Below are 19904 nucleotides of genomic sequence, written 5' to 3'. Positions count from 1 at the left end.
GCGTGAACAGTATTATAATCTTGATATCTTAACTCTTGTACCTATTGGCATCTCTTTAATATAGTATGCATAATCATTAAAGCTGGATTTATCCCATGACCTCCCAATTTCTGGAAGAATAAAACCGTTCAACCCCCTACTAGAACCATTTATTATAGTGTCCCTTCCACCATGTTTTCCCAGGTGGTCTGTTATAATTAGTGTTCTAGTATCCATAATCTCATTTGTATCTGGATGGAAAAACACTGCTTTAACTTCAGAATCTAATTCCACACCTAAATACTCCGCTATACCGATAATACCATTAGCATATTTAGAAAGCGATTTCCCATTAAAATAATGGTCTGGATTTACCATAATCACTTCATCCGGTCCAATTTCTAAAGCAGGTATTTGGTCGTTAACATCAACCTTTGTTACTGCAAATCCAGGAGGGCATCCTCCTCTTGTAATGGCAGATAGCGATTGTGGTATGATAAAATGTTTTAACGACCTAAATTGCGTGCCTTTACTTAAATCACTTAATTTATTATGATCTGGAACTCCGTTTATGATATACAATTCTTCAATGTACTCCCTAAAGGGCATGAATGCCTCGTTATCTACACCTATAATGTTGTGTAAGGCATTGGTCTTGGGATCTCTAACCCTTGCCCATAGGCAATTTGACCCTTTAGATTCATCCTCGCCTGCAAACTTAGCCCTACTTGCGTTATTTACAAAAATATTTACTGAACGAAATATAGTATTTTCGTGATAATCTGACTCTAATTCTGCCCTACTACCTAATAAATCAAGAATCTGACTACCAGTTTGAAGACTTCTACCCGGTGTAGAACCAATGTAATCTACTACCTGAACAAACGCCCCGTATTTTTCATTAATTATTTCATAGTGATCTCGAATTTTGGATTTTGCTATATCTCCATCCTTTATGGTATCAGAAAAATAAAACACTTTTTTTCGCTTTCCATTCGCTCGCAACAAATCCATTACTCCGCGCACAATAAGCTCATTGGGAACTGTATCTAATTGACCTCTTTTTATAGCCAGTGCAGACCTTAAAATTAAGATTAGCCTAGATTCTTCTACGGTATTTACCGATAGATGTGATAACTCTGATAAGTACCTTGCAATATCGGCTTCTTGTACCTCACTAATAAAGGAATCCCATAAGGAGTTGGCCAACTCTAACTCATTAGCATACTGTAACAGAATATGCTTTGAGTCTGAATCTGAAACATTTATTGTTAATGAATTAATTATATCAGCATCATAATTCCAACTAATTTCTTTTAACTCCTTAATTCTTCTCCTAATATTGTTCACCATATCTTATTGAATTGAATTTAAATTCGTAATATAGCCGCGCAAGGTAAAGAAAAGCAACATACACCCACTTACAATGAATAGTATTCGAAAAAAAGGTAGTTTTGCCGAATTAGATGAAACAGACGAGATAATTATTAAGCTTTTGCAGAAGAACGCTAGGCTGTCTAATAAGCAAATTGCCGCTGAAGCTGGAATTGCTGAATCTACCTGCTCTGAAAGATTGCGGAAATTGGAACGAAATAAAATGTTTTTTGGGTTTCATGCTTTTATTGATTCTTCTAAATTGGGTACCAATATTGAAGCGATGGTTTCCATAAAATTAACGAAATTCACCAAAGAGGTGATGGAGGACTTTAAGAGCTCAATGAAACAATTACCAGAGGTAGTAAGCATCTACCACATGGCAGGCTACAGCGACTTCTTACTTTATATAGCTGCTAGAGACAAAGACCATCTAAGAGATTTAATTATGGACCACGTGACTAAAGATTATGTAAAGAGCGTGGAGACTTCGTTAATTTATGACTTTAACTTCAACCCCCTATTTCCCATCTATTTGGATCATGATAAATAATGGGAAATCACATGAATAATTGAAGCATATACTTTTAAGTTGTTTTTCAAATGTTATGAAGTGTAGCGCAAGTGACTTCCTAATAAAACAAAACACTAGTCCGAAAAGTAAGATTCTAGGACTACTCTTGCGTTACTATTCCATTAGACAGGTTGCACCACTATCCCTCACCCTCCATCACTAAGATCATCTAAGCCTTCAGCAGCCTCTAAATCTCTAATAGGTCTCTTAAAATTCACAGGGAATTAGTTAAATATTGGCTAATATTCTCATTATTAAGCCATAGACCCTTCCAATACCGCAAACATTGCCCTATGTTTGTATCAAACAGTAAATTTTACTTCCGTTTATCAGAAACACCTATTGGGCGGTCTAGGTGCATCAATCAACAAGACCCTCAACATTCCTTCTACAGGATAATTACGATCTAAAAAACCCCTAAATCTGCATAACTTAGAGCCTCTAGGCTCTTTATTGCATAAAACAGTTAAGAAGATTAAAGTTACACCCATATTGGAGTAATCGGTATATCCCAATGGAATATATTAATATTAAAAATTAATCTATGATGAAAAAAAAGTTTTTCAATGCGAAAATATATCGCAACCATGCAGCAAGCGAAATGATTGTAGAGAATGGAAAAATCACTCAGATTGGAAAAGATTTACCAAAATGCGATGAGGAAATAGATCTCCAAGGCAAACTTGTTCTACCTCCTTATGTAGATCCACATTTGCATCTAGACTATGTTTATACCTTATCCGAACTGGGACAAGAAGGAGCGGGATCGGGCACCTTATTTGAGGCTATTGAATTATGGCCAAAGTTCAAAGAAACCCTAACAATAGAAAGTGTAAAAAGGCTTGCTCTTAAGGGAATTAAAGACGAGGTCTCCCAAGGCGTACAGCATATCCGCACACATATAGATGTTACAGATCCAAATTTCACAGCACTTAAAGCAATGCTGGAAATGAAAGAGGAATTAAAGGACATCGTTGATATCCAAATCGTAGCCTTCCCACAACAAGGAATGTACATGTATAAGGGCGGACGTGATTTAGTGGAAGAAGCTCTTAAAATGGGGGCTGATGCTGTGGGAGGAATTCCACATTACGAACCTGCCAGGGAGTTTGGTGACAAATCCGTTCATGATATAGTAGAACTCGCTTTAAAGCACGATAAGCTTATAGATGTTCACTGCGATGAAACCGATGATCCACATTCACGTTTTGTAGAGTTATTAAACGCCTTGGTTCTGATGGAAGACTATGGCAGTAGAACCACTGCAAGTCACACTTGTTCCTTTGGTTCTGCAGATAACTCCTACGCTTTTAGAATGATGGACTTATTTCAGAAGAGCAAGATGAATTTTATCTCTTGCCCTACTGAAAACGCCTATCTGCAAGGTCGCCAGGACACCTACCCCAAGCGTCGCGGATTAACAAGAGTGAAAGAGTTCTTAGATTTAGGGATCAACGTTGCTTTTGCACAAGATTCTATAAACGATCCTTGGTATCCAATGGGGAATGGAAATATGATGAATATTCTAGATAACGGAATTCACTTAGCGCAAATTATGTCTCCAGAAGAAGTAAAAACAAATTTTGATCTAATCACCTATAATGGCGCTCGCTGTTTAAACATCCAAGACAGTTATGGTTTAGAGGTAGGAAAGCAAGCAAACTTCATCGTTTTAAATGAAAGCTCTGTTTATGAGGCTATTCGTAAAAGAGTAGATGTTTTGGCATCTGTACGTAATGGAGAGTTCCTTTTCCGCCGTAAAGAAGTGGAGTACGATATTCCACTAGACTTGTAATCTTAATTCACCATTTTATCTATCATAAAAAGACCGTTATCGCTCATGATAACGGTCTTATATTTCTATAATTACAGTAACATATACCTATTTATTTTATCGCTATTCCTTTTCAAAAGACAATTACCTCAAGACAAGCCCTTGGGGTACGGAAAGTAAAATAACGATAATAATTTGACACCAACCAGAATGCAATGGGCAAGCAACGAAGCATTCAGATCTCAACTAGTGATAAATGCCTTAAGAAATTTGAATTTTAAATTATTAAATAAAATTCTAAACCTATCTTTAGCCCTGATTAAAATCTTTGAAACCAATTTTATGAAAAACATTATTACCAAACGCTTTCTACTATTACCTCTTATTGCATTCTTGGGAGTATTAAACATCCAATGCAAACAGAATACGAAAAACAAGACACAAACCCCAGTTAACGAAACTGCAATCGTCATTCCTGATGGATTCTCTATAGAAGTAGTCGCCAAGGATTTAGGAAATCTAAGACATATGACGGTTTCCAAAAACGGAGATATTTATGTTAACAGAGGTACCCTAAAGGATGGAAAGGGAATTGTACTTCTAAAAGATACTAATCAAGATGGCACCATTGATGACCAACAATTGTTTAGTGATTTTCCTGGAACAGGAATATTAATAAAAAACGGATATTTATACACCGCTTCTAATTCTGCCATTTTTCGCTACAAACTAAACGAGAACGAAGAAATTATTGATATTGATAATCCTGAAAAAATAGTTGATGGCATGGCGGACAAAGGTATTGACAATGCCAAACCATTTGTAATAGATGACCAATCCAATATGTATGTCACCATAGGGTCTTGGAACGATTCTTGTCGCGAACAAGGTTCTGGAAAGGGTATAATGCCATGTACCATCCTTGATTCAGCAGGGGGCATTTGGCAATTTAATGCCAACAAGCTCAACCAAACCTTTGCCGATGGAAAACGTTATGCCACAGGAATTAAAAATGCCGTGGCAATTGATTGGAACTATAAGACCAATTCCTTATTTGCAGCGGTACATGGTCGTGGGGCTTTCCATGATTATTACCCTGAGCATTACACCGCCAAGCAAAGCGCGGAACTACCTGCTGAAGTCTTATATGAATTACAGGAAGGCGATGATGCCGGTTGGCCCTATATCTACTATGATCAGTTTAAGAAACAAAAAATGCTAGCTCCGGAATACGGTGGTGACGGAGAGAAGACGGCGGGTGAAGATGCAATTGATCCCATTATGGCATTTCCAGCTCATTTGGCACCCAACGACCTTTTATTCTATACTGGAACCATGTTCCCTGAAAAGTACAGAAATGGTGCATTTATAGCCTTCCACGGGCAATCCCCAGAACTAAAGAAAGGCTATTTAGTGGCTTTTGTACCTTTTAAAGATGGGAAACCGTCGGGAGACTGGGAGATATTCGCCGACAATTTCGCCGGAATAGATTTGGCCAACCCTAGCGGTCCCGTACAATACAGGCCGTGTGGCTTAGCACAAGGTCCAAATGGGGAGCTTTACGTAACCGAAGACCTCAATGGAACTGTTTTTAAAATTACCTATTAAGATCTAGACACAAATACCAAAAAAAAGGCTTCCAATTTCTTGGAAGCCTTTTTTTTGTTACTTGGTGGAGAATACCGGAGTCGAACCGGTGACCTCTTGCCTGCCAGGCAAGCGCTCTAGCCAGCTGAGCTAATCCCCCTAGAACGACGCAAAGGAAATACTTTTTATTGCATTATCAAAATACAATTTCAGCTATTTAACATATATCTCGTCCTTTTTAACAAATAACAGCAGTACAGTTGTTTATAGGTAGAAATTCTGCCTACAAACTATAGTGCACCTTCTTTTTCCATAAAATACACCTCTTCTATTATAATTATAATCCTATTCGCAGTTAGACTTCCTTCTTCTATTCCACTTAACATCTAAAAATCAATCCAATTTTTGGTTATGCTTTGTCAACCCTATAAAACATATAGGAAATCTCAGCTCGTAAAAATGGCTCCTTAAAGTTAATAGCATAAATTTGCCATTTAAATAAGAAACCCTCATGATTCGTTTGGCTAAGGAATCTGATATTCCAACAATTCTTAAACTCACTGCCGCCTGTGCAAAAGCAATGGCAGACAATGGCATATACCAATGGAACGAGAGCTACCCTTCCCAAGAAGCGTTTGAGAACGATATACAAAGGGGCGAACTATTTCTTTTGATAGAAAACAACGATATAGTGGGCACTATCGTGATTTCTACTCTTATGGATCAGGAGTATTTTTCAATTCCTTGGTCCACACCAAATCATAATAATTTTTACATCCATCGTTTGGCAGTACACCCAAACTTTCAAAAGAAGGGCTATGGCAAACTCCTAATGGATTATGCTGAGGAATACGCACGTAATAAAAGTGCCATATCTGTGAGATTAGATACTTTTAGCAAAAACGAACGCAACAATATCTTTTATCAACATAGGGGTTACCGAGAGGTGGGTCATGTCTTTTTTCCAAAACAGAGTAAATACCCCTTTCTTTGCTATGAATTAATTCTATAAAAGTTTTTCCTTTTGAGTTCCAATATAAATCTTAAATCTATTAATAAGCTTGCCATTCCTGCCACTATTGCGGGAATAGCAGAACCCTTGCTATCTATTACCGACACCGCAATTGTAGGAAATATTTCAGAATACAGTCTAGAATCTCTTGCTGCTGCTGGGATTGTTGGGTCTTTCCTATCTATGTTAATTTGGATATTAGGACAGACTAGGAGTGCCATTTCAGCTATTATTTCCCAATATGTAGGCGCCAATAAGATAGATAAGATTCAGTCCTTACCTGCCCAAGCAATTTTCTTAAATATTTCTGTAAGTATTATTGTTCTCCTCTCTACTATTTTCATAGTAGAAGAAATCTTCGTTTTGATGAATGCTACGGGGAAAGTTTTAGAGTTATGCATCTCTTATTATTCTATACGGGTATGGGGATTCCCCTTAACCCTCTTTGTATTTGCAGTTATGGGTATTTTTCGGGGTCTACAAAACACCTATTACCCTATGTTAATTGCCATTACAGGGGCGGTATTAAATATAATTCTAGATGTAATATTGGTGTATGGTGTGGAAGGCTATATCTCCCCGCTATATTTGGAAGGCGCTGCATGGGCTAGTCTTATTGCCCAAGGAGTAATGGCTATAATGGCCTTTATACTTTTAATTACTAAGACCGACATCAGTTTAAAACTTAGATTTCCCATGCATCCAGAATTAGGACGATTGGTGATAATGAGCTTAAATTTGTTTGTACGCGCACTAGCCTTAAATGCCGCTATGATCCTTGCTGTTAGGGAGGCAACAGCCTTAGGAGACAGGTTTATTGGCGCCCATACCATTGCCATAAATCTATGGCTATTCTCCGCTTTTTTCATTGATGGATACGCTGCTGCGGGCAATATCATGGGCGGAAAACTCTTAGGGGCCAGAAATTACGATGGCTTATGGTTATTAGCAAAAAAAATAATGAAATATGGACTTATAGTAAGTTTGGGATTAGTAGTACTAGGCTTTATATTTTACTATCCTATAGGACGTATATTCTCCAATGACACCTCTGTACTGAAAACCTTCTATTCCATATTTTTTATTCTGATACTATCCATGCCACTAAACATGGTAGCCTTTGTTTTTGATGGGTTATTTAAAGGGCTTGGTGAAATGAAATATCTTAGAAATGTATTGCTTATAGCCTCATTTATAGGTTTTATTCCTTTGCTATTCCTTGGCAAGTATTTAGGCTGGGGCATATATGGTATTTGGGCCGCCTTTACCCTTTGGATGCTTATACGTGGTGGAGCTTTGGTCTGGAAATTTCGCAGAAAGTTTCGCCCCCTACTTCAAAACGTTTAATTTTGGAAGCGATATAGCTGTTATTCACATAGCAGTCTAACCGTAAGAACTTTACAATCTAATAAACAGGTTATGGGAACAACTAGAGAAAATGGTAGTTTATATACCAAAATTGATAACGGGATTGCAACAGTAGAATTCGGGCATCCTGCCAGTAACTCCTTTGTGTTGGAACTTATGGATCGTCTCACCAATACTTTTAACGAGTTATCCCAAGATCCTAACGTTAGGGTAATTATTTTAAAATCGGAGGGGGATGGCACCTTCTGCGCTGGCGCTTCTTTTGACCAGCTTACACAGGTAAGTAATGCCGCGGAAGGCAAGGTGTTTTTTAGCGGATTTGCTAATATCATTAATGCAATGAGGACTTGTAAAAAGGTTATAGTAGGTAGAATACAAGGAAAAACTGTAGGAGGGGGATTAGGGCTAATTGCCAGCTGCGATTATGTATTTGCGGCCGAGGCAGCATCCATACGATTATCTGAACTTACTATTGGAATTGCCCCCTTAGTAATTGCGCCAGCAGTACAACGTAAAATTGGGGTTGCAGCCTTATCTGAGCTTTCCTTAGCACCTACCGAATGGAAAAATGCCTATTGGGCACAGGAAAAAGGCTTATTCTCCAAAATATTCAACACCATAAAATCTATGGATCGGGAAATAGAAATATTAACCGAAGACTTAGCAAAATACAACCCCGAAGCATTAGAAGAATGGCGAAAAGTATTATGGGAAGGAACTAGCCATTGGGAAAGTTTGTTGGTAGAACGGGCAGAAATAACTGGGAGATTGGCATTGTCCAAATACACAAAAACCGTATTGGAAAAATTTAAAAAATAAAATATGAGCAAAGTCCAACTAGAGTTTAAATGGGCCATAAGGTTCCTACTAGCTAATTTAGCATGGATGATTTTGGAAAAATATGTTGGCCTGCATGACGCACATATAGGAAAACAACTCCTTTACACCAACTTATTTGGAATTGTTGCCGTTACCATCTTTGTATTGGCATTGTTGGATAAGAGAAAAACCGATTTTGACGGAAAAATGAATTGGAAGCAGGGCTTTAGTTCTGGCGTTACCATAAGTATAATTATTGCCCTATTTAGTCCCCTCATCCCATATATCACCAGTACCGTAATCTCCCCGGATTTTTTTAACAATTTAATCGACTATTCGGTAGAAGTAAATAAAGTTAGTAGAGAAAGTGCAGAAAACTATTTTAGCATAGGGAGTTATATGCTACAAGCCTTTTTTGGTGCCTTAACTATGGGAGTAATCACCTCTGCTATTGTAGCGTTCTTTGTGAAAAAACAATAATCTGTACGTTTTTTCGTTTTATAATTTAAAAATTTGTGACATGGATATTATATCGTTTCTAAATAGCGACCTTGTTTTTCCTCTACTTGCCCTTATTCTTCTAGTAATATTCTTCGTAAATAGGGTTATTAACAAACGTAAGTATAAGCGGTAGTGGGTGCTGACAGTAGACTAATCCCCCAGCTTATTTAATACCTAAGCATAAAATTAAATCGCTGAAGGATAAGACTGAAAAAGATAATTGTACTTTCCATAACCCTATTAAGAAAATAAGATACAATCAGTCCAACCGAGAAACATATTGTTCCCATTATACCTTCACCTATTCGACTACAAGAATATGGTGTTGGAATATTCAGCACAGCTATAACCAAATCAGCCTTAAAAAAAGCAATCAAGAAAAACCGCGTTACTGTTAACGATGTTATTGCTACCACTGCAACTTTAATACATAGTGGCGATGCTGTAAACTTGTTCCCTCCAAAAGAAGTTGATTCTAGAAAGAAGCTGATTTTTCCTCTAAAAATAATATTTGAAGATGATTATTTGGCAGTGATTCATAAGCCTGCTGGAATTTTAGTCAGTGGTAATAGTTTTAAAACTATTGCAAACGTCTTACCACAAAACCTTCAGCCCAGTTCTCTGTTAGATGCCACCATTCCACAACCCGTGCATCGGTTAGACTATGCCACCACAGGTATTCTACTAGCTGGAAAAACCAGCAGTAGTATTCGCGCTTTAAATAAAATGTTTGAAGACAAAAAAGTAGAAAAAACCTATTATGCGGTTACTATTGGTGAAATGGATAAGAATGGTGTAGTTGCCTCTGATATTGATGGAAAAGAATCACAGTCTAATTACAGGTTGGTTGAATCTATATCCTCGGAAAGATTTGGATATCTTAACTTAGTAGAACTAAACCCCATAACCGGAAGAAGACATCAGTTACGCAAGCATTTATCTAGCATTAACCACCCAATCCTTGGCGATAAAGACTATGGAATTAAACCATTAATTTTAAAGGGAAAAGGCTTATATCTACACGCTTATACGCTAAAATTTACACATCCTTTTACTGGAAAAGCACTTTATTTTGAAGATGAACTTCCCTCTAAGTTTAAGAAATTATTTCCTTCTAAGACAACGTAGACTTCTACTTAACCATTTGCATTACGGACATGGACATATTCTCTTAAAGTTATTGCCTCCCCGTATATGGCTTTTGCCCTTCTATAATATACCCTGCATTAAACTTAATGTAATTAAACCTATAAAGTATTCTTTATCCCTCCATGTTTTATAGTATTATTTAAGATATATTGCTACAGAAATTTGAAAGCCCCGAAAAATTTAGTGAAAAATGCGGGTGATAATTTTAAAAATGTAGTTTTGTAAAGCTACACAAAAAGATTAGATAATTATGGCAGAAGAGAAGCGTTATCCTATTGACAAAGTAACCAGCCCAATAAAAAAATTCATGAAACAACAAAAATCAGGCGGAATCGTACTGGTAATCAGTGTTGTTATTGCTTTAATATTAGCAAACTCATCTTTGTCTGAATATTATTTCAGCTTTTTTAATCAGAAACTAGGTTTACAATTCGAAGGAGAACCTTTTCTAAAATACAGCCTTCTTCATTGGATAAACGATGGATTAATGGCAGTTTTCTTTTTTGTTCTAGGGTTAGAATTGAAAAGAGAAATTGTTGGAGGAGAACTTTCCAATCCAAGGAAAGCATTACTACCTATTGGCGCTGCTATTGGGGGAGTAATTGTACCTGCAATTATTTATATACTACTTAACCCTACTGGAGAAGCTAGTAACGGTTGGGGAATCCCAATGGCTACGGACATTGCTTTTGCCTTAGGTATCCTATATCTTCTAGGCGATAAAATCCCCTTATCACTAAAAGTATTTTTAACGGCTTTAGCTATTATAGATGATTTAATCGCTGTTATGGTCATCGCATTTTTCTATACCTCAGATATTTCATTAATAAGTCTTTCTATTGGTTTAGGCTTTGTTGTGATTATGTTGATAGGAAATAAAATGGGTATCCGAAATATATTCTTTTATGCTATATTAGGAATTGCAGGTGTTTGGACGGCCTTCCTTCTTTCCGGGGTACACGCAACTATTGCTTCCGTTCTTGCCGCCTTCACGATTCCTGCAGATATGAGAATTAAGGAAAGTACTTACATCAAAAAGATCCAGACTTACTTAGGGAAGTTTCAAAATATTGATCCCAACCACAATATCCCAACTTTAACCAATGAGCAAATACATATTTTAGATAAAATAAAGCTCGACACAAGAAAAATTATTCCGCCATTACAACGCCTAGAACACGGAATGCACCCTTTTGTTACCTTTTTCATTATTCCTGTTTTTGCATTAGCTAATGCTGGGGTTTCCATTGCCATTGACCCAGAACAATTATTTAGCACCAATGTAGCTTTAGGCGTAGCTCTAGGGCTTGTAATTGGTAAATTAGTTGGAGTAGTCGGGGCAACCTTGCTCCTCGTAAAGCTAAAAGTAGCGCCGCTACCACATGGCATGAGTATTAAAAATTTATTTGGAATAGGCTTCTTAGCTTCTATCGGATTTACCATGTCGCTATTCATAACTTCCCTAGCTTTTACTAGCGAAGTGTATATGGTACAAGCCAAAATAGGAATTTTTATAGCCTCAATAATTGGAGCTTTAGGTGGATATTTATTTTTAAATAAACAGCCAGCACAATAATTCCTTTTAAAGCTAAATTTATGATAGGAATAAGGGCATGCTAAAGTGTTATTTTCACCTAAGCTACATAGGCAGATTAACCTCTATATAAAAGCCATCATCCTATCGTAAGACAATCATTCTCAGTAATTTTCATGAAATTCGGAGCTTTTTTCACTATCTTTTGATATGTAAAAAGCTCCACATGAAAAACGTACTATCTTCCCTTGTAATAATCTTACTTCTATTTTCTATAAGCGGTTTAGCTCAAAAAGAAAATAAAGAGAAGAAGAAGTGGTACAAGGGCAATCTTCACACACATTCTTTTTGGAGCGATGGGGACGAGTTTCCCGAAATTATTCTGGACTGGTATAAATCCAACAACTATCAATTCATAGCCTTATCAGACCACAATACCATTTCTATGGAAGAGAAATGGATACCAGTGCGTAGCGATTCCCTTTTTCAAAATAGCTTCAATAATTATCTAAACACCTATGGGGAAAATTGGGTAGAATATAAAAGGGACTCAGGAAAAATAATGGTAAAGCTAAAAACCTACGCAGAATATAGTCAGCTTTTAGAAAAACCGGGAGAATTCCTTGTCTTACATTCCGAAGAAATCACCGATAGATATAAGGATAAACATGTTCATATAAACGCTACCAATATACAGCGTAAAATTGATCCTCAAGGTGGTAATAGCGTTGCAGAAACCATGCAGAACAATTTGGATGAAGTTTTAAAACAACGCAGGGAAACGGGAATCCCAATAATGCCACACATTAACCACCCCAATTTCTTTTATAGCATTACCCTAGAGGATATGATTTCTCTAAAAGGAGAACAATTCTTTGAAGTCTACAACGGACATCATATGGTACATAATTTAGGGGATTCTACCCATATCTCCACGGAACAAATGTGGGATCAGATCAATATATCCTATATAAAAGATAATAAGCCCCTGATGTATGGACTGGCTACAGACGATTCTCACAACTACCATAAAAAAGGCCACAAATGGAGCAATGCCGGTAGGGGTTGGGTCGTGGTGCAAACCGACACCTTATCTGCTCACTCCTTGATTCATGCCATGGAAAAAGGAGATTTCTACGCTTCTACCGGGGTTTCTCTAACTTCCCTAGAGTGTACACCAGAAGGGATATCGGTTGCCGTAGCAGCAGAGCCTGGAGTAAAGTATACTATTTCTTTTATAGGTTGCCTTAAGGGGGCAACTGAAACAAAAGAACTTTTATCCGTGGATGCTTCCCAGGCACAATACAAATTCCCAAAAGACCTTCTTTTTGTGCGCTGTAAAATCACATCGAATAAACAACAGGAAAATCCCATAGAAAATATGAAATATGAGGTAGCATGGACACAGCCTATACTTATCTCTAATTAATTTGCCGGAATGGGTTACCTTTGCAAGGCAAACTATAGTTATGAGTAAAATTCGTATTACCAAGCAGTTTAATTTTGAAACGGGACACGCCTTGTTCGGGTATGATGGCAAATGTAGAAACGTACATGGACACAGCTATAAGCTTTCCGTAACGGTTATAGGAACCCCCATTACCGATACCAACCATGTTAAGTTAGGTATGGTTATCGATTTTGGAGACCTAAAGAAAATAGTGAAGGAAGAAATAGTGGACAAGTATGATCATGCTACTGTCTTCAATAAAAACACCCCTCACGTAGAATTGGCTAAGGAACTTACCGATAGGGGACACAATGTTATTTTAGCCGATTATCAACCTACAAGTGAGAATATGGTAATTCACTTTGCCGAAAAAATAAAAAGAAGGTTGCCAGAAAACATTAAACTATTCTCCCTTAGACTACAAGAGACCGATTCTTCTTTTGCAGAATGGTATGCTTCTGATAATTAAAGCCCTAAGATGAAGTCCATTATAGTTCCGGAAGGCAAAAAAATATACTTCTCTAGCGACCATCACCTTGGAGCCCCCACACCAGAATTGAGTTTCCCTAGGGAAAAGAAATTTGTAAAGTGGTTAGACGAGGTTAAGGAGGATGCTGCAGCTATTTTTCTATTAGGGGATATGTTCGATTTTTGGTTCGAATATAAAACTGTGGTACCAAAAGGTTTCACTCGCACCTTAGGAAAACTAGCAGAAATCACCGATTCCGGAATCCCGATATATTATTTTGTAGGGAACCACGATCTTTGGATGAATGGCTATTTTGAAGAAGAACTAAACATCCCTGTTTTCCACGAACCGCAAGTCTTTAATTTAAACGGCAAAGTCTGCCTAATTGGGCATGGCGACGGATTAGGTCCTGGTGACATAGGCTATAAACGGATGAAAAAGGTATTTACAAATCCCCTTTCAAAATGGCTGTATAATTGGCTACACCCAGATTTGGGGGTTAAATTGGCACAATATTTATCCGTAAAAAACAAAATGATCTCTGGAGATGAGGATGTAAAATTTCTAGGGGAGGAAAATGAATGGCTAGTACATTATTGCAGACGAAAATTAGAACAGCAACATTACGATTATTTTATATTTGGACATCGCCATTTGCCTCTAGAAATTAAGCTGAACGAAAAATCGACCTATATAAACCTTGGGGATTGGATCACCTATTTTACTTATGGTGTTTTCCAAGACAACAAGCTCTCCTTGGAAAAATATGATAAAGAGGCTATAGAAAGTTAGAACTCCCTATATATCAATAGAGACCACACCTCCCTATCCCTCTATTTCTAATACCCACTAAATGTTAACAAGGCTTATTTAATATCCTTCAACTTTAATTGAAGGCTAATATTTCCTTGCCATTCATTTTCATCCAAAGAAAAGACGGCACTAAACCCCTTTTCTTTAACTCGTTCTAATTTTGTTCCCAAATTAAATCCAATTGCATCAATACTTCCTCCCTTAGTACCCACATTAGCATCTGCAAGTCGACATTTTAAATGCCCTCCATCCTGACCTACCACCTTGGCGTATCCAGTATCCATAAGATTTTCTGCCATAAACATGGGGGCATAGTTACCGGGGCCAAAAGGAGCGAATTGATTTATAATACGCATCAACTTAGGACTTATTTGATCTAATGAGATAATAGCATCTACCATTATCTCTGGAGACAACAGCTTTTTATCAATGTTTTGAGCTACAACTTCTTCAAACTTAGTTTTAAAAGCCTTGTAATTCTCTTCCAACAACGTAAGTCCAGCAGCATATTTATGTCCCCCAAACTGTTCAATAGTATCTGCACATTCCTCTAACGCCCTATACACATCAAAACCCTTAACAGAGCGTGCGGAGGCTGCTAACTTATCTCCACTTTTTGTAAAGACCAAGGTAGGCCTATAATAGGTCTCTATTAGTCGGGAAGCCACGATTCCTATAACGCCTTTATGCCAAGTTTCCTTGTAGACAACAGAGGTAAACCCCTTTTCTTCCTTATTTTCCGAAATCTGCAGCAGTGCCTCCCTGGCAATTTCCTGATCTAGATTCCTCCTATCCGTATTATATACCTCTATTTCTTTGGCAAACTGTTGTGCCTTTTCTAAATCCTGTTCTCGCAATAAATTTACTGCATGTTGACCATGCTCCATTCGTCCTGCGGCATTAATACGAGGTGCAATAATGAAAACAACATCGGTTATGGTAAGTTCACTTTTCTTAATGTTATCGATAATTGCCTTAAAACCAGTCCTAGGAGCTTTGTTAATTACCTGTAGCCCCCAGAAAGCAAGAATCCTGTTCTCTCCAGTAATAGGGACTATATCTGCTCCAATAGCGGTAGCTACTAGATCTAAATAGGGAATAAGATCATCTATAGTTTCCCCTCTCCTAGACCCTAAAGCCTGAATAAGTTTGAAACCTACCCCGCAACCACAAAGCTCATCAAAGGGGTAGGGACAATCTTCCCTTTTAGGATCTAAAACCGCTACTGCTTTAGGGAGTTCACTACCAGGTCTATGGTGATCGCAAATGATAAAATCAATGCCCCTTTGCCTAGCATATTCCACTTTATCAATGGCCTTCACCCCACAATCTAAGGTAATGATTAAGGTAAAACCGTTGTCTTCCGCAAAATCTACTCCTTTAAAAGAAACTCCATATCCTTCAGTATATCGGTCTGGAATATAGGTAGCCACATTGGGATAGTACGACTCCAAATAAGATGATAATAATGCTACAGAAGTAGTGCCGTCTACATCATAATCCCCATAAACCAAGATATTTTCTCCGTTAGCTATTGCCTCTTCTATACGGGCTACAGCTACTTCCATATCTTTCATTAAAAACGGATCATGCAACTGAGATAATTTAGGCCTAAAAAAACTTTTGGCCTCTTCGAATGTGGTGATTCCTCTTTGCAATAAAAGCTGCGCGACCAAGTCTTCTACACCCAATGCAGTAGCCAGGGCCCTAATCTGCTCTTCTTCCGGTTTTGGCTTAATGGTCCACCGCATAGGTACTACTCTTTTAACCTAATCCTATTTTTAAATATTTCTTTACCATCTACCACCACCTTTAGATAGTAACGCATTTTTGGTAGATATGAAAGATCATAGGTAAAGGTCCCCTTATCTAACTCACTGTAAGAATGCGTTTCCACAATCTTAGATTCATCTTCTTGTTGCGTAATAATTACCTCTACCTGTTTCTTCTCATTCGAAAAATAATCCAAGGTAACAGGTCCATCAGTTCTAGCAGGGAACATGGTAACCGATGGTTCATTGTCTAAATGGTAAGTTGCATTAGGTTCTACCCTAAAGTTATAAATAATATGGCTACCAAAATCAGAGTTAAAATGTTTTATAGCTCTTCCTAGTGTATCTAGCAGCCTAACATCCCCTCTACCATCCTTGGCCTTATACCAGAATTCCAATCCATCTCCTGCCGAATCTTCTACCATAAAAGTATAATTCCCCTTTGGCAGTTGAAGGGTATCTCTATAAACAGTATTTGGTGCAAGTTCTACGCTATCTCTTTTAAATAGTACCTTCCCATAGCTATCCATTACTTTATATTGATTCTGCCCTGGCTTATTATTAGTCTTAAAGTAGATAACACTTGTTTCCGGTAAAATATCGGGACGTGTATAAACTGATTGTTTTGCATTATCTCCCGTAAACCCATCTCTTTTCCCGTTAGGTCTTTTTAATTCTACATAAAATGTAGCCGACTCTTTTTCGGTATAGATTTCTTCTGGCAAGGTTAATAGTGCGGTTTCCCCAAAAGGAAGGTCGCCTTCCCATTTAAACTTTTTGGATTTATGGCCTTCCAAGTTATAATGAACCATCACGGATTTTAAATTATCCTTGCCATTATTCTTTATTCTGATAACCGCTAAGGCTCCAGTTTCATTCTTCCTACTGTAAATTTCCTCATTAGATGGGGTAATAATATCTACCAATGAAACATCATTTACAGAGTTAATTTTTCCATATTCCAACACATAGGCCACCAATAACTCTTTAGCGCTAGGATTCTCCGTTTCATACGGCTCCATATTAAGGTCTATAGTATAGGATTCTTTGGAATCTAGTGTAAAGGACACCTCATCTGGCTGTAACAAATATCCTGGGCACCAATTAGCTCTATCAAAAATCCAAGTACCTGCCTGTGGATACAACGGGTTATCTCCACATTTCATCCACAATTGCTGAGAATGAATTACCTGCCCATTAAGTAGAATTTCACGGTATTTATCACAGAATTCTCCACATCCATTAGCATCCATTCCATGGCCGGTCTGCAAAACTTTAACCTTACCAAAATTAAACTCCTTATTAGCCTTTAGGTTTACTGGTACCAAATGATTCTCTATAGGATCATTCTTATCACCATAACTAAAGTTTCCATCGTAAATTTTATGAAGGGCCAATGCTTCCACAATGGGTTTACCATATATAATTTCGAAATCTACGGTTACTTTCCAACCTCTAGTCTTATTGTCCTCATAACCGGTATGGATATAATCTACAACTACGCTATCCCTTAAAATAGGACTGAAGTCGGTTAGATCTACCTTCCAATTAAAACCCCAATCCTCTTGAAAGCGCCCTCCATAGGGAGTTAGCATCCTAGCAATCTCATAGGAGATAGAGTCATTTTTGGGCTGCACCTTAATATGATCTACATAGTCCCAATCTGCACATCTCATCCCATCTGGACATTCGAATTTTAAATTAAGCATTATCTGCCTAATTTCTCGTTCTTTTCCTGGGAATACTACCTCCCGCTTATAGCTATTTGCGCCCTTGGAAGGGTCGGTAACAATAGTTTCTTTATTATGCGAAATAATGTGTTGGGTTTGTTGTGCAACCAAACCGTGGAGCAATCCAAAAAAGACGCTCAGAATAGATACATATCTTTTAATCATTGGGAAGAATTAGAGATTCTTAGAATTACTTATGAAATATGGTTTTGATTTCTAATTTGGCAAATTTTCTAAACATTTCCATTACACCGCAATACTTTTCAATGGAAAGATCTACTGCTCGTTGTAATTTTTTCTCCTCCAAATTAGCACCCTTAAAATGATACTCTATAGTTACCTTATCATAATATTTTGGGTGTTCTTCAGTAATATCGGCAATAGTCTCTATTCTAAACTCCTCTACTTCCAATTTCATTTTTTTAATTAAGGAGGCTACATCAAGACCAGAGCAGCCAGCAAGGCTACTTAACATTAAAGCCTTAGGACGATATCCTTGTCCTCCTCCACCATCTTCCTTCGCAATATCTATAATTAAGTTATTCCCAGAAGGGTTATTGCTTTCAAAGGTCATGTTGCCTAACCATTTTGTAGTAATATGATTTGTCATCAGTATAAAATTTTTGTTACTTGTAGGAGCCAAAAATACGTATAAATATATAACCATGCCGCTCGTTAAACCATTAGATCCAACCCACGACCCCGAAACTAAAGTTTTGGCAGAATTTTTCAACGAAACTTTGGGATTCTGTCCCAATTCTGTATTGACTATGCAGCACAGACCCGAAATATCTAAGGCCTTTATAAATTTAAATAAGGCTGTAATGACTAATGAGGGAAGGGTAGACTCTGCTTTAAAGCGAATGATCGCATGGGTTAGCAGTAATGCCACTGGATGCAGATATTGTCAGGCTCATGCAATACTTGCCGCTGAACGCTTTGGTGCCGAGGCTGAAAAATTAAATAATATATGGGAGTACAGAACACATGCTGCTTTTTCAGAAGCAGAAAGAGCTGCCCTGGACTTTAGTTTAGCAGCTTCCCAAGTTCCCAATACCATGAGTCCAAAAATTAAAAATGCCCTTTATAAATATTGGGATGAAGGCGAGATCGTAGAAATGCTTGGCGTTATTTCTCTATTCGGCTTTTTAAATAGATGGAATGATACCATGGGAACCACAATGGAAGAAGACGCTATAAAAACCGGAAAACGATATCTAGAAAAATATGGGTGGAAGCAAGGAAAGCACGTTTAATTATTACCTAATAAAACGCACTACTATTTGCTAATTATTTTTTACCTGCCAAAACCATCACAATTTCACCTTTAGGAGGATTTGCTGTGAAATGATCCAACACTTCACTTACAGTACCTCTTATAGTTTCCTCATACATCTTGGAAATTTCCCTAGACACTGAGATTTGCCTATCCGCTCCAAAATATGTAACCAATTGACCTAGGGTTTTCACTAGTTTGTGGGGCGACTCATAGAAAATAATAGTCCTAGACTCCTCTGCAAGTAGTGTTAGCCTTGTTTGCCTTCCTTTCTTCACAGGTAAAAATCCTTCAAATACAAATTTATCATTGGGTAGCCCACTGTTTACCAATGCTGGAACAAATGCTGTAGCTCCCGGAAGACATTCTACTTCTATATTATTTTGGACACAGGCACGGGTCAGTAAAAACCCGGGATCTGAAATAGCGGGGGTACCGGCATCAGAAATGAGAGCGATATTCTCTCCAGCCTCTAATCGCCTAATAATACCATCCACCATTTTATGCTCATTGTGCATATGATGACTCTGCATATTAGTGCCTATCTCATAGTGATGTAGCAATTTACCACTGGTCCTAGTATCTTCGGCTAAAATTAAATCTACCTCTTTTAGAACTCGAATAGCCCTAAAAGTAATATCTTCAAGATTACCTATTGGTGTTGGTACAATATATAATTTCCCCATTAAACGTTTTGATAGCTGGCAAAAATAATCAAATAAA

At 37.6% G+C, this 19904-nt stretch carries 18 protein-coding genes and 1 tRNA gene; 13 read left to right on the top strand and 6 right to left on the bottom strand.

The genetic code is table 11. The annotated features are described in order from the left end of the window. Window positions 1–12: 12 nt before the first annotated feature. Window positions 13–1332 carry a hypothetical protein gene (locus H344_RS0102370; RefSeq protein WP_026808818.1) on the bottom strand — a complete coding sequence of 440 codons (1320 nt, stop codon included), beginning with the start codon at window positions 1330–1332 and terminating at the stop codon, window positions 13–15. A gap of 73 nt (window positions 1333–1405) precedes the next feature. Here H344_RS0102370 and H344_RS0102365 point away from each other — a divergent pair, with 73 nt between their 5' ends. The 3 genes from H344_RS0102365 (at window position 1406) to H344_RS19590 (ending at window position 5309) form a co-directional block, all read left to right on the top strand. After that, window positions 1406–1906 (top strand): Lrp/AsnC family transcriptional regulator, encoded by a 501-nt coding sequence (locus tag H344_RS0102365; RefSeq protein WP_034256036.1) that lies wholly within the window; start codon window positions 1406–1408, stop codon window positions 1904–1906. A 565-nt stretch (window positions 1907–2471) separates the two neighbouring features. After that, on the top strand, window positions 2472–3722 hold the full coding sequence (locus H344_RS0102360) for an amidohydrolase family protein (protein ID WP_240484934.1): 1251 nt from the start codon (window positions 2472–2474) through the stop codon (window positions 3720–3722). A gap of 321 nt (window positions 3723–4043) precedes the next feature. Next, window positions 4044–5309, top strand: coding sequence for a PQQ-dependent sugar dehydrogenase (locus tag H344_RS19590; protein ID WP_034256050.1), 1266 nt, complete (start codon window positions 4044–4046; stop codon window positions 5307–5309). A 62-nt stretch (window positions 5310–5371) separates the two neighbouring features. Here H344_RS19590 and H344_RS0102350 read toward each other — a convergent pair. Beyond that, a tRNA-Ala gene (locus H344_RS0102350) sits at window positions 5372–5448 on the bottom strand. A gap of 351 nt (window positions 5449–5799) precedes the next feature. On the opposite strand from H344_RS0102350, the gene H344_RS0102340 reads away from it, so the two are divergent. From H344_RS0102340 to H344_RS0102300, 9 genes are all read left to right on the top strand, one after another. Continuing rightward, window positions 5800–6300 carry a GNAT family N-acetyltransferase gene (locus H344_RS0102340; protein WP_026808815.1) on the top strand — a complete coding sequence of 167 codons (501 nt, stop codon included), beginning with the start codon at window positions 5800–5802 and terminating at the stop codon, window positions 6298–6300. A 12-nt stretch (window positions 6301–6312) separates the two neighbouring features. Then, complete coding sequence (locus H344_RS0102335; protein WP_026808814.1) at window positions 6313–7647, top strand: MATE family efflux transporter; 1335 nt, start codon at window positions 6313–6315, stop codon at window positions 7645–7647. 72 nt (window positions 7648–7719) lie between these two features. Beyond that, window positions 7720–8487, top strand: coding sequence for an enoyl-CoA hydratase/isomerase family protein (locus H344_RS0102330; protein WP_026808813.1), 768 nt, complete (start codon window positions 7720–7722; stop codon window positions 8485–8487). Window positions 8488–8490: 3 nt separating this feature from the next. Next, the gene (locus H344_RS0102325) at window positions 8491–8967 is read left to right on the top strand and encodes a DUF4199 domain-containing protein (RefSeq protein ID WP_026808812.1); all 477 of its coding nucleotides are present in this window, start codon (window positions 8491–8493) and stop codon (window positions 8965–8967) included. 279 nt (window positions 8968–9246) lie between these two features. Continuing rightward, window positions 9247–10116: an RluA family pseudouridine synthase gene (locus H344_RS0102320; protein WP_026808811.1), complete on the top strand. Its 870-nt coding sequence runs from the start codon at window positions 9247–9249 to the stop codon at window positions 10114–10116. A gap of 271 nt (window positions 10117–10387) precedes the next feature. Next, on the top strand, window positions 10388–11713 hold the full coding sequence (nhaA, locus tag H344_RS0102315) for a Na+/H+ antiporter NhaA (RefSeq protein WP_026808810.1): 1326 nt from the start codon (window positions 10388–10390) through the stop codon (window positions 11711–11713). 184 nt (window positions 11714–11897) lie between these two features. Beyond that, entirely contained in the window at window positions 11898–13100 is a 1203-nt protein-coding gene (locus H344_RS0102310) for a PHP domain-containing protein (protein WP_026808809.1), read from the top strand. A gap of 40 nt (window positions 13101–13140) precedes the next feature. Next, window positions 13141–13590: a 6-carboxytetrahydropterin synthase QueD gene (queD, locus tag H344_RS0102305; protein ID WP_026808808.1), complete on the top strand. Its 450-nt coding sequence runs from the start codon at window positions 13141–13143 to the stop codon at window positions 13588–13590. A gap of 18 nt (window positions 13591–13608) precedes the next feature. Continuing rightward, window positions 13609–14382, top strand: coding sequence for a UDP-2,3-diacylglucosamine diphosphatase (locus H344_RS0102300; protein WP_026808807.1), 774 nt, complete (start codon window positions 13609–13611; stop codon window positions 14380–14382). 74 nt (window positions 14383–14456) lie between these two features. Here the strand turns inward: H344_RS0102300 and recJ are convergent, their stop codons facing one another. From recJ to H344_RS0102285, 3 genes are read right to left on the bottom strand one after another with little or no spacing between them, the layout of a single operon-like run. After that, entirely contained in the window at window positions 14457–16154 is a 1698-nt protein-coding gene (gene recJ, locus H344_RS0102295) for a single-stranded-DNA-specific exonuclease RecJ (protein ID WP_026808806.1), read from the bottom strand. A 5-nt stretch (window positions 16155–16159) separates the two neighbouring features. After that, window positions 16160–18070 carry a peptide-N-glycosidase F-related protein gene (locus H344_RS0102290; RefSeq protein ID WP_026808805.1) on the bottom strand — a complete coding sequence of 637 codons (1911 nt, stop codon included), beginning with the start codon at window positions 18068–18070 and terminating at the stop codon, window positions 16160–16162. Between the two features lie 25 nt (window positions 18071–18095). Next, window positions 18096–18515 carry an OsmC family protein gene (locus H344_RS0102285; RefSeq protein ID WP_026808804.1) on the bottom strand — a complete coding sequence of 140 codons (420 nt, stop codon included), beginning with the start codon at window positions 18513–18515 and terminating at the stop codon, window positions 18096–18098. A gap of 55 nt (window positions 18516–18570) precedes the next feature. Here H344_RS0102285 and H344_RS0102280 point away from each other — a divergent pair, with 55 nt between their 5' ends. Beyond that, window positions 18571–19161 (top strand): carboxymuconolactone decarboxylase family protein, encoded by a 591-nt coding sequence (locus tag H344_RS0102280; RefSeq protein WP_026808803.1) that lies wholly within the window; start codon window positions 18571–18573, stop codon window positions 19159–19161. 34 nt (window positions 19162–19195) lie between these two features. On the opposite strand, the gene rsmI is transcribed toward H344_RS0102280, so the two are convergent. Further along, window positions 19196–19867, bottom strand: coding sequence for a 16S rRNA (cytidine(1402)-2'-O)-methyltransferase (gene rsmI, locus H344_RS0102275; RefSeq protein WP_026808802.1), 672 nt, complete (start codon window positions 19865–19867; stop codon window positions 19196–19198). Window positions 19868–19904 lie beyond the last annotated feature (37 nt).

The organism is Arenibacter latericius DSM 15913 (assembly GCF_000424985.1).
GTDB classification, from domain to species: Bacteria; Bacteroidota; Bacteroidia; order Flavobacteriales; family Flavobacteriaceae; genus Arenibacter; species Arenibacter latericius.
The sequence above is the reverse complement of the archived record's forward strand: the minus strand, read 5'-3'. Positions and strand labels throughout refer to the sequence as shown.

Bases quoted from the DNA above. Each gene is read 5' to 3' on its own strand.
- H344_RS0102360 (WP_240484934.1), top strand. From the start codon at position 2,472: ATGATGAAAAAAAAGTTTTTCAATGCGAAAATATATCGCAACCATGCA.
- queD (WP_026808808.1), top strand. From the start codon at position 13,141: ATGAGTAAAATTCGTATTACCAAGCAGTTTAATTTTGAAACGGGACAC.
- H344_RS0102330 (WP_026808813.1), top strand. From the start codon at position 7,720: ATGGGAACAACTAGAGAAAATGGTAGTTTATATACCAAAATTGATAAC.
- H344_RS0102280 (WP_026808803.1), top strand. From the start codon at position 18,571: ATGCCGCTCGTTAAACCATTAGATCCAACCCACGACCCCGAAACTAAA.
- H344_RS0102325 (WP_026808812.1), top strand. From the start codon at position 8,491: ATGAGCAAAGTCCAACTAGAGTTTAAATGGGCCATAAGGTTCCTACTA.
- rsmI (WP_026808802.1), bottom strand. From the start codon at position 19,867: ATGGGGAAATTATATATTGTACCAACACCAATAGGTAATCTTGAAGAT.
- nhaA (WP_026808810.1), top strand. From the start codon at position 10,388: ATGGCAGAAGAGAAGCGTTATCCTATTGACAAAGTAACCAGCCCAATA.
- H344_RS0102290 (WP_026808805.1), bottom strand. From the start codon at position 18,070: ATGATTAAAAGATATGTATCTATTCTGAGCGTCTTTTTTGGATTGCTC.
- H344_RS0102285 (WP_026808804.1), bottom strand. From the start codon at position 18,515: ATGACAAATCATATTACTACAAAATGGTTAGGCAACATGACCTTTGAA.
- recJ (WP_026808806.1), bottom strand. From the start codon at position 16,154: ATGCGGTGGACCATTAAGCCAAAACCGGAAGAAGAGCAGATTAGGGCC.
- H344_RS0102340 (WP_026808815.1), top strand. From the start codon at position 5,800: ATGATTCGTTTGGCTAAGGAATCTGATATTCCAACAATTCTTAAACTC.
- H344_RS19590 (WP_034256050.1), top strand. From the start codon at position 4,044: ATGAAAAACATTATTACCAAACGCTTTCTACTATTACCTCTTATTGCA.
- H344_RS0102370 (WP_026808818.1), bottom strand. From the start codon at position 1,332: ATGGTGAACAATATTAGGAGAAGAATTAAGGAGTTAAAAGAAATTAGT.
- H344_RS0102310 (WP_026808809.1), top strand. From the start codon at position 11,898: ATGAAAAACGTACTATCTTCCCTTGTAATAATCTTACTTCTATTTTCT.
- H344_RS0102365 (WP_034256036.1), top strand. From the start codon at position 1,406: ATGAATAGTATTCGAAAAAAAGGTAGTTTTGCCGAATTAGATGAAACA.